This window comes from Mesorhizobium sp. M1143 (assembly GCF_040318435.1).
GTDB lineage: Bacteria > Pseudomonadota > Alphaproteobacteria > Rhizobiales > Rhizobiaceae > Mesorhizobium.
Map to the genome: position 1 here is coordinate 1 of NZ_JAMYMJ010000017.1, position 14470 is coordinate 14470.

The following is a 14470-nucleotide window of genomic DNA, read 5'->3' on the forward strand; positions in this document are numbered from 1 at the left end:
TGCGTGTAATTGGCATGCTCGCGGGGCGGGCGCTGAGCGTCGCGGATGCGGGGCTGGGCCGTGCATACGCGGCCGAGCCGACCACGCCGCGGGCGCGGGGGGCGTTTCCCGCCGAGGGCAAGATCAAATACGTCGCCCGCGATTCCATCCTGGAGTTCAAGGCGCTGCCCGAATATCACGAGCCCGAGTGGGTCACCGAGAAATACGTCAAGACTGGCAAGCTGCCGCCGGTCAAGGATCGCCTGCCGAAGGAGCCGCTGGTGTTCAAGACCGGCAACATGCCGGACGGCATCGGCGTTTATGGCGACACCATGCGCCACGTCATTGGCGGCCGGCCGGAAGGCTGGAATTATGGCGCCGGCCAGACCCAAGGATGGGGCGGCATCGACATCGGCCTTTCGGAATGCCTGACGCGCACCGCGCCTTTGTTCCAGGTCGAGGCCAAGGACACCGAGCCGCTGCCCAACCTCGCCAGGAGCTGGGACTGGTCGAAGGATGGCCACACGCTGACCATGCACCTGGTCGAAGGCGCCAAATGGTCTGACGGCGTTGCCTTCAATGCCGACGATGTCATGTTCTACTGGGACGATGAGGTCGTCGACCCCAATGTCTCGCCGTTGAACGGCGCCACAGCGGAAACCTTCGGTGTCGGCACGACGCTGAAGAAGGTCGACGATTACACCGTCGAGTGGACCTTCAAGGACGCTTTCCCCAAACAGTATCTCTACGCCATGGCCTATGGCACCTTCTGCCCCGGCCCAGCGCATATCCTCAAGCCGCAGCATCCGAAGTACTCGAAGAATACCTACGAGCAGTTCAAGAACGCGTTCCCGCCGGAATATATGAACATTCCGGTGATGGGCGCCTGGGTGCCGGTGGAGTATAGGCCTGACGACATCATCGTCTTGCGCCGCAATCCCTACTACTGGAAGGTCGACGAGAAGGGCAACCAGCTGCCCTATCTCAACGAACTGCACTACAAGCTGTCGACCTGGGCCGACCGCGACGTGCAGGCGGTGGCAGGGGCCGCCGACTTCTCCAACCTCGAGCAGCCGGAGAATTTCGTCGCTTCGCTGAAGCGAGCGGCGGACAAGGACGCGCCGGCCCGGCTCGCCTTTGGCCCGCGCCTGATCGGCTACAATCTGCGCATGAACTTTTCCGCCAATGGCTGGGGCAATCCCGACGAACGCGGCCAGGCGATCCGCGAGCTCAATCGCAATGAGGACTTCCGCAAGGGCATCACCATGGCGCTCGACCGCAAGGCGCTCGGCGACTCGCTGGTCAAGGGGCCGTTCACCGCCATCTACCCCGGTGGCTTTTCCTCGGGCACCAGCTTCTATGACCGCAACTCGACCGTCTACTATCCCTTCGACATCGAGGGCGCCAAGGCGGAACTGGCCAAGGCTGGTCTCAAGGATACGGATGGCGACGGCTTCGTGAACTTCCCGGCCGGGACCGCCGGCGGCAAGAATGTCGAGATCGTGATGCTGGTCAACAATGACTACGGCACTGACAAGAGCCTCGCCGAAGGCGTCGTCGGCCAGATGGAAAAGCTTGGCATCAGGGTCGTGCTCAACGGCCTCAACGGCACCCAGCGTGATGCCTCGCAATATTCCGGCCGCTTCGACTGGCTGATCAGGCGCAACGAGCAGGAGCTGACTTCCGTCGTGCAGAATACCGTGCAACTCGCGCCCGTCGGACCCAAGACCAGCTGGGATCACCGCGCGCCCGAAAGCGGCGTGGTCGACCTGATGCCGTTCGAAAAGGAGCTTGTCGACATCGTCAACAAGTTCGTCTCCTCGTCAGACAATGACGAGCGCGCCAGCCTGATGAAGACGTTCCAGAAGATCTCGACGGAGCATGTCTACAATATCGGACTGACCGAATATCCCGGCGCCCTGATCATCAACAAGCGCTTCTCCAACATCCCGCAGGGAACGCCGATCTTCATGTTCAACTGGGCCGAGGATTCGATCGTGCGCGAACGCGTCTTCGTCGCCGCCGACAAGCAGCAAAAATACGAACTCTTTCCCGACCAGCTTCCCGGCAAGCCCGGCGACAAGGGTCCGACGAACTGAGTTTCCTCCCCTGGCTGACGCCCGGCCGCGCGGCGCGCGCGGCCGGGACGGAGTAAGGTCAGCGGCAACAGATTAGATCAAAGGAGGAGAAACGGTCCGATGCTGCGATTCCTGGCCATGCGCATAGCATCGGCGGTCCCGGTCATGGTCATCCTGAGCCTGGTCACCTTTGCCATCATCCAGGCGCCGCCGGGCGACTATGCCGACTATATCCGCTCGCAGCTTATCAACCAGGGCGGGGCGTCTTTTGCCGAAGCCGACGCGCAGGCGCAGGCCTATAGGGTCGAGCACGGCCTCGATAAACCGCTGCCCGTCCAGTACCTGAACTGGGTCGCCGGCATCATCACCCGCGGCGATTTCGGCTACAGCCTCTATTACAACAAGCCGGTCGCCGCCGTGGTCGGCGAGCGGCTGCCGCGCACGCTGCTGCTGGCACTGGTCTGCCATCTGCTGGCGTCGGTGCTCGGCATCACCTTCGGCATCTGGGCGGCGACCAGGCAATACACATGGATCGACTCGGCGCTGTCGGCCATCTCCTTCCTCGGCATGACCGTGCCGCGCTTCCTGATGGCGCTGATCATCGTCTATCTCCTGGTCTTCCAGTTCAACGTGTCGGAGATCGGCAGCTTCTTCTCGCCGCAATATGGCGGCGCGCCGTGGTCGTGGGCGAAATTCGCCGATCTCGTCAAGCATGTCTGGCCGGTGGTGGCGATCGCCACCTTCGGCGGGCTCGCCTACAATATGCGCGTCATGCGCGGCAATCTGCTCGATACGCTGAACGCGCAATATGTCGAGACGGCCAAGGCCAAGGGCCTGACCGGCAGCGCCGTCGTCATGCGCCATGCCGTGCCCAACGCACTGCACCCGCTCATCATGTATCAGGGCGTGGTGCTGCCCTACATGCTGACCGGCGAGATCGAGACGGGCATCATCTTTGCGCTGCCCACGGTCGGGCCCGCCATCGTCGGCTCGATGGCGGTCGGCGACGTTTATGTCACGGCGACCTTCATGATGGTGCTGTCGGCAACGCTGATCGTCGGCAACATCATCGCCGACATGCTGCTCGCGCTGCTCGATCCGCGCGTACGCCAGTTCAGGGAGAGCTAGATGCTGGCGCGTGACCCATCCCCGCCGCCGCCCCCGGCTGAAGCAACCGCGATTGCGACCCCACGCGGCAATGAGAGCTATATGGCGCTGGTCTGGCGCCGGCTGAGGCGCTCCTGGACCGGCATGGCCGGGCTGATCCTGGTCGTGCTTCTGGTGCTGATGGCGCTGTTTGCCGATTTCTTCGCGCCGATGGACCCCAAGGCGACCGATGTCGCTTTCGCCCCGCCGCAAGTGATGAGTTTTCACGACAGAGACGGGAATTTCGTGCTCCAGCCGCGGGTCTATGCGCTGGCGGATTCTGCAGACCTCGACCCGGTCACCTTCCAGCCGGTCGTCGGGCCGGATTACGAGCATCCGCGCCTGCTCGGCTTCTTCGTCAAGGGCGCCGACTACCGGCTGCTTGGCCTGATCCCCGCCAACCGGCATTTCTTCGCTTCGGCCGACGGCCAGCCGGTGCATTTTCTCGGCACCGACAAATTCGGCCGCGATGTGTTGTCGCGCGCCATCCAGGGCTCGCGCGTCTCGCTGATGATCGCGCTGACGGTGGTGTTCATCATCACCGTCATCGGCACCACGGTCGGCATGGTCTCGGGCTATTTCGGCGGCCGCTTCGACGTCTGGATGCAGCGCTTTGTCGAGTTGGTGCTCGCTTTCCCGCAATTGCCGCTTTATCTTGCGCTGACGACGCTGATCCCGGTGACCGCGCCGACCAACGTCTTCCTCGCCTTTGTCATCATCGTCATGTCGGCGCTGGGCTGGGCGCAGATGTCGCGCGAGGTGCGCGGCAAGACGCTGGCGCTGGCGCGGATCGACTATGTGCGCGCCGCCATGGCGGTCGGCGCCACCGACATGCGCATCATCATGCAACACATTTTCCCCAATGTGATGAGCCACGTCATCGTCGCCGTGACGATCGCCATCCCGACGGTGGTACTGCTCGAAGCCTTTCTCGGCTTCCTCGGCTTCGCGGTGAAGCCGCCGCTGATCTCGTGGGGGCTGATGCTGCAGGACACGGCTACCTATTCGGTCATCGGCACCTATCCGTGGATCCTGTCGCCGGTCGGCTTCGTGCTGATCACCGTCTTTGCCTTCAACGCGCTGGGCGACGGCCTGCGCGATGCCGTCGATCCCTATTGAGGTGGCCGGGATGACTGTAGCGCTCGCAGCCACCTTCGCACCAGCCGTCCGGTTCGACCATGCCGGCCGCCACGACCAACCCATCATCGATGCCCGCAACATCGAGGTCGCCTTCAAGGTCGAGCACGGCGTCGTCGACGCGGTGAAGGATGTCTCGTTCCAGCTCTATCGCGGGGAGACGATCGCCATCGTCGGCGAGTCCGGTTCCGGCAAGTCGGTGACGGCGCGCGCTGTCATGGGGCTCTTGTCAAAGCGGGCCACCGTGTCGCCGAAATCCACCATCCACTATTGCGGGCAGGACATACTGAAATTCCCCGAGAGCGCCCGGCGCAAGTTGCGCGGCAATCGCATCTCGATGATCTTCCAGGAGCCGATGAGCTCGCTCAACCCGATCTATACGGTCGGCAGTCAGATCGTCGAGGCGATCAGAGTGCATCGAAAGGTCAGCCGCAAGCAAGCCTGGGCGCGGGCGCTCGAGCTTTTGCGGCATGTCCAGATCCCCGAGCCGGAAGCGCGCATCAAACAGTATCCGCACCAGATGTCGGGCGGGCAGCGCCAGCGCGTGATGATCGCCATGGCGCTCGCCAACGACCCCGATGTGCTGATCGCCGACGAGCCAACGACAGCGCTCGACGTCACGGTGCAAGCACAGATCCTCAATTTGATCCGCAATCTGCAAAAAGAACTCAGGATGGCGGTCATCCTGATCACCCACGACCTCACCGTGGTGCGGAAATTCTCGGACTATGTCTATGTCATGCAGCATGGCGAGATGTGCGAGCACAACGTTACCGAGCGGCTGTTCGCCGACCCGCAGCATGCCTATACCAAGCGGCTGCTCGCTTCAGAGCCGCACGGCAAGCCGCAGCCGCTGCCGGAAAACAGCGGCACCATCCTCGAGGCCCGCAATATGCGCGTCTGCTTCATGCTGCGCCATGGCAGCTTCCTGAAGCCGGACTGGCGCGAGCTGGTCGCCGTCGACGATCTCGGCCTGAAGCTTTGCCGCCACGAGACACTGGGGCTGGTCGGCGAATCCGGCTCCGGCAAGACCACCTTCGGTCTCGCCTTGCTCAGACTCACCGAGGCCAAGCGCGGCGAGGTCAGCTTCGACGGCCAGCCGATCCACGGCCTGTCGCGCGCCGAGATGCGGCCGCTGCGCTCGCGCATGCAGGTCGTTTTTCAGGATCCGTTCTCGTCGCTCAACCCGCGTATGACGATCGGCCAGATCATCGAGGAAGGGCTGGTCGTCAACAGGATCGGCGCGACACGGCGCGAGCGGATCGATCGGGTTCGCGACGCCCTGGTCAGCGCCGGCATGCCCGGCGATATCCTGTCGCGGTTCCCGCACGAATTTTCCGGCGGCCAGCGGCAGCGCATCGCCATTGCCCGAGCCATCGCGCTGGAGCCCGAATTCATCCTGCTCGACGAACCGACATCGGCGCTCGACCTTTCGGTGCAGGCGCAGATCATCGACCTGTTGCGCAAGCTGCAGGACGAACGCGGCCTTAGCTATCTCTTCATTTCGCACGACCTCAAGGTCGTGCGCGCGCTCTGCCACCGTGTCATCGTCATGCAGAACGGCAAGATCGTCGAACAGGGGACTGTCGACGAGGTCCTCACCCATCCCAAGACCGCCTACACCGAACGGCTCGTCAGGGCCGCCTTCGACGTGGCGTAGCAAAGTGCCGGAGGTTTAATAGTGGCAAGACATCCCAGGATCACCTTCATTGGCGCGGGTTCGACCGTGTTCATGAAGAACATTGTCGGCGACGTGCTGCAGCGCCCATCGCTGTCAGGCGCGACGATCGCGCTGATGGACATCAATCCGCAGCGGCTGGAAGAGAGCGCCATCGTCGTCAACAAGCTGATCGCAACGCTGGGCGTGAAGGCGAAGGCCGAGACCTATTCCGACCAGCGCAGGGCGCTCGCCGGCGCCGACTTCGTCGTCGTCGCCTTCCAGATCGGCGGCTTTGAGCCCTGCACCGTCACCGATTTCGAGGTGCCGAAGAAATACGGCCTGCGCCAGACCATTGCCGACACGCTCGGCGTCGGCGGCATCATGCGCGGCCTCCGGACCGTGCCGCATCTGTGGAAGATCTGCGAGGACATGCTGGCCGTCTGCCCCGACGCGATCATGCTGCAATACGTCAACCCGATGGCGATCAACACCTGGGCGATTTCAGAGAAATTTCCTGACATCAAACAGGTCGGCCTCTGCCATTCGGTGCAAGGCACAGCGATGGAACTGGCGCACGATCTCGACATTCCCTACGACGAGATACGCTACCGCTCGGCCGGCATCAACCACATGGCCTTCTACCTGAAGTTCGAGCACCGGCAGCCGGATGGCTCTTACCGCAACCTCTATCCGGACCTCGTCCGCGCCTATCGCGAGGGCAGGGCACCGAAGCCGGGCTGGAACCCGCGGTGCCCCAACAAGGTGCGCTACGAGATGCTCACGCGGCTCGGCTATTTCGTCACCGAAAGCTCCGAGCATTTCGCCGAATACACGCCCTATTTCATCAAGGAAGGCCGCCCCGACCTGATCGACAAGTTCGGCATTCCGCTCGACGAATATCCCAAGCGCTGCATCGAACAGATCGAGCGCTGGAAGGGCCAGGCCGAGGCCTATCGCTCGGCCGACCGCATCGAAGTCGAGCAATCGAAGGAATACGCGTCCTCGATCATGAACTCGGTGTGGACCGGGGAGCCTTCGGTGATCTACGGCAATGTCCGCAACAATGGCTGCATCACCTCGCTGCCGGACAATTGCGCCGCCGAGGTGCCGTGTCTGGTGGACGCCTCCGGCATCCAGCCGACCTATATTGGCGAGCTGCCGCCGCAACTCACCGCGTTGATACGCACCAACATCAATGTGCAGGAACTGACGGTGCAGGCGTTGATGACCGAAAACCGCGAGCACATCTACCACGCGGCGATGATGGACCCGCATACGGCGGCCGAACTCGATCTCGACCAGATCTGGGCGCTGGTCGATGAGTTGCTGGCGACACATGGCGACTGGCTGCCGACCTGGGCGCGTGGGAGCGCCAAGGTCCGGGCCGCCTGAGCGCTGCTGCGGCGGTATCTACTCCACCGTCAGGCCTCCGGTGGCGCCGGCAACCGGTGGCGCAGTTCCTCGACCAGCACGCGCTCGTTCTCCGAATAGTCGATCGGAACGACGACGAGATGGACGCCACCGCCGGCAAAAGCCTGTTCAAGCGTCGATTGTATTTCTGAGACGGCGCCGACCCTGGTTCCCTTGGCGCCATAGGCCTCGGCATATCTGACGAAATCGGGATTGCCGAAGGTCATGCCGAAATCGGGGAACCGGTCGACCGCCTGCTTCCAGCGGATCATGCCGAAAGCATTGTCCTCGATGATCAGCACGACGAGGTTGAGCTTCAGCCTGACGGCGGTTTCCAGTTCCTGGCTGTTCATCATGAAGCCGCCATCGCCGCAGATCGCCATGACGCGGCGTGCGGGATAGAGCATCGCGGCCGTCATCGCCGAGGGCAGGCCGGCGCCCATCGTGGCCAGGGCGTTGTCGAGCAGCAAAGTGTTGGCGACGCGCGTGCGGTAATTGCGCGCGAACCAGATCTTGTACATGCCGTTGTCGAGCGCCAGGATGCCATCGGCCGGCATCACCGCGCGCACGTCATGAACCAGACGCTGCGGCGTGAAACGGTCTTCGGTGGCGCGGGCGGCAATGCGGGTCAAAATGCCTTCGCGCAATGGCAGCAACGCTTGCGCGTTGGGGATCTTGCCCTCGATCCGGTCGGCAAGCAGCCTGAGCGAAGCGCCGATGTCACCGATCACTTCGGTCTGCGGGAAATAGACCTGCTCGACATTGGCTGGCTGGTAACCGACATGGATCACCTTCGGTCCCTTGTCGCCCATAATGAAGGGCGGCTTCTCGATCGTGTCGTGGCCGATGGTGATGATGAGGTCGGCCTGTTCTATCGCCTCATGCACATAGTCGCGCTCCGACAGCGCCGCTGTGCCCATGTAGAGTTCGGTGCCGCCGGGCACCGTGCCCTTGCCCATCTGGGTGGTGAAATAGGGAATGCCGGTTCTGATGACGAACTGGGCGAGGTCGGAGGTCGAGCGCGGCCGCGACGCGGCGGCGCCCAGCATCGCCAGCGGCCGCTGCGCCTTGATGATCATCTCAGCGGCACGGTCGAGCGCCAGCGGGCTGGCCAGCGGAAGCTCGACCGGATGCGGCGGGATCAGCGCGACATCGTCGCACTCCTCGGCCGCGATGTCTTCGGGCAGTTCCAGATGCACCGGCCCCGGACGCTCCTCCTCGGCAATCCGAAACGCTTCGCGCACCACGGCGGGAATGGTCTTCGCCGAGATGATCTGACGTGACAGCTTGGTCAACGGCTTCATCGCGGCGACGATGTCGACGATCTGGAAGCGGGCCTGGCGCGACGAGCGGATGCCCTTCTGCCCGGTGATCATGATCATCGGCATGGCGCCGAGCAGCGCATAGGCGGCACCCGTCGTCAGGTTCAGGGCGCCGGGTCCCAGCGTGGTGATGCACACACCTGGCTTGCCGGTGAGCCTGCCATGGGTGGCGGCCATGAACGCCGCCGCCTGCTCATGACGGGTGAGGATGAGCTGGATCGAGGATTTGCGGATGGATTCGACGACGTCCAGGTTTTCTTCGCCGGGAATGCCGAAGATGCGATCGACGCCCTCATTCTCGAGGGCGGCAACAAGCAGGTCAGAACCTTTGGGCACGAAGCATCTCCTGGGCAAAGCGGCGGCGAACCGCGTCGGGATATGATCAGACATAGTGCTGGCAAAGTCCTACCGCGAGGCGCGGCCGCCGCCAATATCGCTCTGCCTTACAGATCCTTCCGTTTCCTGAATTGGCCGGGCGAGACGCCGGCGTGGCGCCTGAAGGCGGTGGAGAAGGCGGCTTCCGAGCTGTAGCCGACCGCCTCGGCGACTTGGCCCAGGCTCTTGCCCTCGTGCAGCAGCCGGCTGGCCTGCCGCATGCGGCAGCCGAAGAGATAGGCCATGGGCGCTTCGCCGACGAGATCGCGAAAGCGGGCGGCAAAGGTTGCCCTGGAGAGCCCGACCGCGCGTGCCAGGGTCTCGATCGTCCAGTCGTGGCCATAGGCTTCATGCAGGGTCGCGAGCGCTCTGGCGATCGCGGGGTCCTGCAATCCCCTCAGCCAACCTGGATTGTCCATGCTTTCCAGACCGGAGCGCAAGGCGCGCGTGACGATGGCCCCAGACAGGCGAGCCATTACTACGTCGCTGCCGGGACCTTCGTCGGTCGCTTCCACCAGCAAGGCCTCGACATAGCCACGCAGCCATTTGGGCAGACGGCCATTCGATCCCCGGATGTGAACGATGCGCGGCAGGCCGGCAAGTGCCGGATGGTCGGCGTCGCGAAAGGCGAAGGCGCCGCACAGGATGACGGTCTTTTCGCCTTCGCCGCCGCTGCGAATACGCCCGGCTGCGGTTTGGGTCGCCAGTTCGGCGGCGGGGACGTTCGCGCTTTTGAGCGCGCCGGGCGACCGCAGCACATGCGGATCGGCGCGCGGTGCAATGATCAGGTCGCCGGCATCGAGAGGCTCGACATCTTCCTCACCGAACACCGCCTCGCATCGCCCCTTGATGACGACGTGAATGCCGCGAAGTCCAGCCTGGCTGAACGAGATCGCCCAGGGCGCGGCCAGTTCGAGGCGCCGGTACCCGGCGGCTGCGAAGTGCAATTCGCGCATGAGGGTAGCCAGGAGATCCACGCTTCGCTCCAGAAACAGACGATCGATAAATCAATCCAGACGCTGTCGAATAGCGCGCCGGCCTTACTGGACCTAGCTATGCCCGACAGGCCGCTTGCCGGCGATAACGAAACTCAGGAGTTATTCATGCCGCCAATCGAGCTTTTTGTCGCGCAGCTTTGTCCCTATGCGCACCGTGTCAGGCTCGCCCTTGCCGAGAAAGGCCTGCAGGCGACGGAAATCGAAATCGATCTGCGCAACAAGCCGGCGTGGTTCCTGAAACTCACGCCGACGGGAAAGGTGCCGCTGCTGCGCCATCAGGGGCAATATGTCAGGGAGTCGGCGATCATCTGCGAATATCTCGATGATGCATTCCCCGAACGGCCGATTTTCCCCAGGGATGCTCATGCCCGCGCTGAGGCGCGCATCTGGATCAGCTTCGCCGACACGCAGCTTTACGCCAGGACGGCAACCATGATGCACAGTTCCGACGCTATGGTTCATGAGCGGATCAAGGCCCAGCTTGGCGACGCCCTGCGCTTTGTGGAACAGCATGCCTTTGCGAGGCGAGGGGCGGACGAACGGTTTTTGCTGGGCTCGGAATTCAGCGCCGCCGACGTCGCCTTCTATCCCTGGTTCGAACAGCTGTGCGTGCTTGAGAAATATCTGGGCTTTGCCATGCCGACCGAATGCGAGCGCCTGCTGCGGTGGCAGGAAACGGTTGCCGCCAGGGAGGCGGTGCGGACCTGCGCAAGGTCGCCCGGCTTCTACCTGGAATCCTATGGCCGGCTTCTCGCGGCCTGAGACGAGCGGGCAAACGGAAAAAAATTCCTCACTATGGTGCTGCAAGGTCAGTCATTTGCTTCTTGCGGCAGGCGCAAGCCTGTAAATATGCGGCATCAAGCAGGTCCGCGAGAGGTGAGAGAAACATGCCCAATCCAACCGTCGTCGGGTTTTCCGGCAATTTCACCCGGCCGTCCAAGACGCGCGGCTTCGTCGACCAGGTCGTCAGGGACATTGCGCGCCAGCATGGATTGTCGGCGAGTACCTACGACATCGAAGACCTCGGCCCCTCACTTGGCGCTGCCAAATGGGCGCGCGATCTCGACGGTCAGGCGCGGGCAATCTTCGACAGCGTCGTCAATGCCGATGTGCTGGTGGTGGGGTCGCCGACCTACAAGGGCAGCTACACCGGCCTGTTCAAGCACTTCTTCGATCTGTTCGATCCCGCTTCCTTGCGCGGTAAGCCGGTGGTGCTGCTTGCCACCGGCGGTAACGATCGCCACGCGTTGATCGTCGAGCACCAGTTGCGGCCGCTGTTCGGCTTCTTCGAGGCGCTGACGCTGCCGACAGGGGTCTATGCCACGGACAAGGATTTTTCCGATGGCGTGCTGCGGGCAGAACCCATCCTGAAGCGCGTCGAGCAGGTCGTCGGCGAGGTCGGGCTGGTGCTGGCCAATCGCTCAGCTGCCGGCGTCGCGGCCGGATAGCACGCAGATTTTTACGTGATCCGCAAATCAATACCCCGCCGGCCAGGCCTGGCGGGGTATCGCCGTGCAAAGGTTCCCGCGCTTGCGGTCATCCTGAGCGACGATGACAACGCGGCTTGGCTAACTCCGAAATCCATTTCAGACGGATTTATCGCGATAACTAGTTCCTGTCCGCCGGCTTCGAACGCATCCTTGACACGGTCTCGCGCTCGGCGCGCTTGGAGCGCAGCGGCGGCAGGCCGCGGTCGATCAGGTCCATGTCTTCCAGAACCATGTCGCCCATGCGCTTGAAGGCGATGTCGAGCGCGCCGGCGCGATGGGCGGAGCGCAGGAAGCCGGGGATCGCACGGACCGGATGGTCCGCCGCCAGCGGCTCTTCGGGGAAGACATCGCTGGCGGCAAGGATGTGACCACTCTTCACCGCCGCCATCAAGGCCGGAAAATCGACGACGCCGGCGCGGCTGAGCAGGATGAAGGCGGCGCCCTTGCGCATGCTGGCAAAGGCATCGGTGCCGAGAAAACCCTGGTTCTCCGAGGTCACCGAAGCGACGACGAAGACGAAGTCACTGGTCGACAGCACCTCGTCGAGCGAGGCCGGTTCGACGCCATTGTCGATCAGGATCGATGGCGGCAGCCAGGGATCGAAGACCTTGGTGCGGGTACGAAAGCCCGACAGCAGCCGGTTCAGCGCACGGCCGAGATCGCCGAAGCCGATGATGCCGACATCGGCGCCGGACAGAAGCCGCGCCGTCAAATTGCCATCGCCGCCCCACAGCTCCTCGCCTTTGCGGAAAGCGAGGTCGGCATCGACAATATTTCGGGCAAGGTTGAGCGCCATGGCGAGGCCAAGCTCGGCCACCGGCTCGGCGAAGACGAGGCCGGTGGTGACGACATGGATGCCGCGCGCAAACAGCGTCTCATAGGGCATGTTGTTGATGAGGTTGGTCTCGACATTGAAGACGCAACGCAGCGCCTGCATCCGGTCCAAGGTCTCGGGCGAGATCGGCGGCTGGCCGATAATATAGCGGGCTTCGGCAAGCACGTCGGCGGGCAAGTTCGCCACGCCCTCGGCCGTCGTCTCGACGACGCGGTAATGCGCCTTGAGGCGCGCCAGCTGCGGTGAGGTGAAGATCAGGTCGAGCGTGCGTGGTTCCGGCGCGCTGATGACCAGCGGCAGGGCCTTGTTTGGCATAACGACTCCTCCCCGGCGCGATCCGTATCGCGTATTTTGCTTTGCACTTGCGGTAGTCCCCAAAACCGCTTGCCGCCGTCCGGCGGCATGTGCTTGAGGGGTAAAATACCCACGATTAAACGATTTACAACTCCGGGAGGGGCCGCCGATCGCGTGGCTCGAGCCTTGCCGGGTTTTGATGCGGGAATCCGTTGGCTCGCCAGGCAACGGCCCTGAGGGCTCCTTTCCTTCTCCCCTGTGAGAGAAGGTGCAGTCAAAACGGATAGTGCTGCCCCGGATCCTCGATGGTCAGCCAGCGCAGGTCGGTGAACTCGGCAATCGAGGCCTTGCCGCCGAAGCGGCCGTAGCCTGAACCCTTGACGCCGCCGAACGGCATTTGTGCCTCGTCGCCGACGGTCGGGCCGTTGATGTGGCAGATACCGGCTTCGATGCGCGCGGCGACCGTCATGGCACGGCGGATGTCGCGGCTGAACACGGCTGAGGACAGGCCGTATTCGGTGTCGTTGGCGACACGTACCGCTTCGTCCTCGCCCTCAACGCGGATCACGGGCTTGACCGGGCCGAAGGATTCTTCCGAATAGACGCGCATCGCCGGCGTCACGTGGTCGAGCAATGTCGCCTCGACCACGGTTCCGGTGCGCTTGCCGCCGGCCACAAGCCTGGCGCCCTTGGCGACGGCGTCGGCAACCAGTTCTTCCATCTTGTCGGCGGCCTGGCTGCTGATCAGCGAACCGAGCACGACATGGCCGCGCGGGTCGCCGGCCGGCAGCTGCGCCGCGCGGACGGCGAGCTTGGCGACGAATTCGTCGGCGACCTTTTCATCAACGACCAGACGCTCGGTCGACATGCAGATCTGGCCCTGATGCATGTAGGCGCCGAAGGTCGCCGCATTGACCGCGGCGTCGATGTCGGCATCGTCCAGCACGACCAGCGGCGCCTTGCCGCCAAGTTCGAGCAGCGCTGGCTTCAAGTGACGGCCGGCGAGTTCGGCAATGATCCTGCCGACCTTCGTCGAGCCGGTGAAGTTGACGCGTCTGACTGCTGGGTGCGCGACCAGTGTTTCGACGATTGCCGCTGCGTCCTTGGGGTCATTGGTGACGACATTGATGACGCCCTTGGGCAGGCCGGCCTCGACCAGCACCTGGCCGATCAGCCGGTGCGTGCCTGGGCACATTTCCGAAGCTTTCAGCACAACCGTGTTGCCGCAGGCGATCGGCATGGCGATGGCACGGGTTCCGAGGATGACCGGTGCATTCCACGGCGCGATGCCGAGGCAGACGCCGGCCGGCTGGCGGATCGCCATGGCCAGCGTGCCGGGCTTGTCGGAGGGAATGACCTCGCCCGAAATCTGCGTCGTCATGGCGGCTGCCTCGCGCAGCATTTTGGCGGCGAGCATGACGTTGAAGCCAGCCCAGGGGCCGGTCGCGCCGGTTTCTTCCATCATCAACTTGGTGAATTCGCCGACCTTGGAGTCCATGACATCGGCCGCCTTGGACAGCAAAGCGCGGCGCTCGCCCGGACCGGTCTTCGACCACGTCTTGAAAGCGGCAGCAGCGGCTTCGACCGCGGCATTGGCGTCGGCGATGCTGGCTGCGGCAGCGCGGGTCGCCAGCTTGCCGGTGAACGGGTCCATGCGCTCGTAAGAGGCTGAGCCGGAGGCATCCCTTTTGTCGCCGTCGATCAGAAGTCCGATGTCCATTGTTCTCTCCCTCGCTCGCCGTGGAG

At 63.6% G+C, this 14470-nt stretch carries 11 protein-coding genes; 7 read left to right on the top strand and 4 right to left on the bottom strand.

Annotation, left to right across the window (positions count from 1 at the left end):
* From NKH35_RS14265 to NKH35_RS14285, 5 genes are all read left to right on the top strand, one after another.
* Positions 1-2078 (top strand): ABC transporter substrate-binding protein (locus NKH35_RS14265; RefSeq protein WP_502906979.1); only part of this gene is annotated, 2078 nt, incomplete at its 5' end.
* A gap of 99 nt (positions 2079-2177) precedes the next feature.
* Entirely contained in the window at positions 2178-3185 is a 1008-nt protein-coding gene (locus NKH35_RS14270; protein WP_023833956.1) for an ABC transporter permease, read from the top strand.
* Positions 3186-4322, top strand: a complete 1137-nt coding sequence (locus tag NKH35_RS14275) for an ABC transporter permease (protein ID WP_023696252.1) — start codon at positions 3186-3188, stop codon at positions 4320-4322.
* A gap of 10 nt (positions 4323-4332) precedes the next feature.
* Complete coding sequence (locus NKH35_RS14280) at positions 4333-6000, top strand: ABC transporter ATP-binding protein (protein WP_352915005.1); 1668 nt, start codon at positions 4333-4335, stop codon at positions 5998-6000.
* Positions 6001-6021: 21 nt separating this feature from the next.
* On the top strand, positions 6022-7392 hold the full coding sequence (locus NKH35_RS14285; protein ID WP_352915008.1) for an alpha-glucosidase/alpha-galactosidase: 1371 nt from the start codon (positions 6022-6024) through the stop codon (positions 7390-7392).
* Positions 7393-7421: 29 nt separating this feature from the next.
* Here the strand turns inward: NKH35_RS14285 and NKH35_RS14290 are convergent, their stop codons facing one another.
* Both NKH35_RS14290 and NKH35_RS14295 read right to left on the bottom strand, forming a co-directional pair.
* Entirely contained in the window at positions 7422-9068 is a 1647-nt protein-coding gene (locus NKH35_RS14290) for an acetolactate synthase large subunit (protein WP_023824827.1), read from the bottom strand.
* A gap of 107 nt (positions 9069-9175) precedes the next feature.
* On the bottom strand, positions 9176-10063 hold the full coding sequence (locus NKH35_RS14295) for an AraC family transcriptional regulator (protein ID WP_023691348.1): 888 nt from the start codon (positions 10061-10063) through the stop codon (positions 9176-9178).
* 147 nt (positions 10064-10210) lie between these two features.
* On the opposite strand from NKH35_RS14295, the gene NKH35_RS14300 reads away from it, so the two are divergent.
* On the top strand, positions 10211-10867 hold the full coding sequence (locus NKH35_RS14300) for a glutathione S-transferase family protein (RefSeq protein WP_352521544.1): 657 nt from the start codon (positions 10211-10213) through the stop codon (positions 10865-10867).
* Positions 10868-10992: 125 nt separating this feature from the next.
* Positions 10993-11553 carry an FMN reductase gene (msuE, locus tag NKH35_RS14305; RefSeq protein WP_352444550.1) on the top strand — a complete coding sequence of 187 codons (561 nt, stop codon included), beginning with the start codon at positions 10993-10995 and terminating at the stop codon, positions 11551-11553.
* Between the two features lie 160 nt (positions 11554-11713).
* Here the strand turns inward: msuE and NKH35_RS14310 are convergent, their stop codons facing one another.
* Positions 11714-12745, bottom strand: a complete 1032-nt coding sequence (locus NKH35_RS14310; protein ID WP_352444548.1) for a hydroxyacid dehydrogenase — start codon at positions 12743-12745, stop codon at positions 11714-11716.
* A gap of 253 nt (positions 12746-12998) precedes the next feature.
* Positions 12999-14444: an aldehyde dehydrogenase gene (locus NKH35_RS14315; RefSeq protein WP_352915011.1), complete on the bottom strand. Its 1446-nt coding sequence runs from the start codon at positions 14442-14444 to the stop codon at positions 12999-13001.
* Positions 14445-14470: the final 26 nt, after the last annotated feature.

Bases quoted from the DNA above. Each gene is read 5' to 3' on its own strand.
- NKH35_RS14270 (WP_023833956.1), top strand. From the start codon at position 2,178: ATGCTGCGATTCCTGGCCATGCGCATAGCATCGGCGGTCCCGGTCATG.
- NKH35_RS14275 (WP_023696252.1), top strand. From the start codon at position 3,186: ATGCTGGCGCGTGACCCATCCCCGCCGCCGCCCCCGGCTGAAGCAACC.
- NKH35_RS14280 (WP_352915005.1), top strand. From the start codon at position 4,333: ATGACTGTAGCGCTCGCAGCCACCTTCGCACCAGCCGTCCGGTTCGAC.
- NKH35_RS14295 (WP_023691348.1), bottom strand. From the start codon at position 10,063: ATGCGCGAATTGCACTTCGCAGCCGCCGGGTACCGGCGCCTCGAACTG.
- NKH35_RS14300 (WP_352521544.1), top strand. From the start codon at position 10,211: ATGCCGCCAATCGAGCTTTTTGTCGCGCAGCTTTGTCCCTATGCGCAC.
- msuE (WP_352444550.1), top strand. From the start codon at position 10,993: ATGCCCAATCCAACCGTCGTCGGGTTTTCCGGCAATTTCACCCGGCCG.
- NKH35_RS14310 (WP_352444548.1), bottom strand. From the start codon at position 12,745: ATGCCAAACAAGGCCCTGCCGCTGGTCATCAGCGCGCCGGAACCACGC.
- NKH35_RS14315 (WP_352915011.1), bottom strand. From the start codon at position 14,444: ATGGACATCGGACTTCTGATCGACGGCGACAAAAGGGATGCCTCCGGC.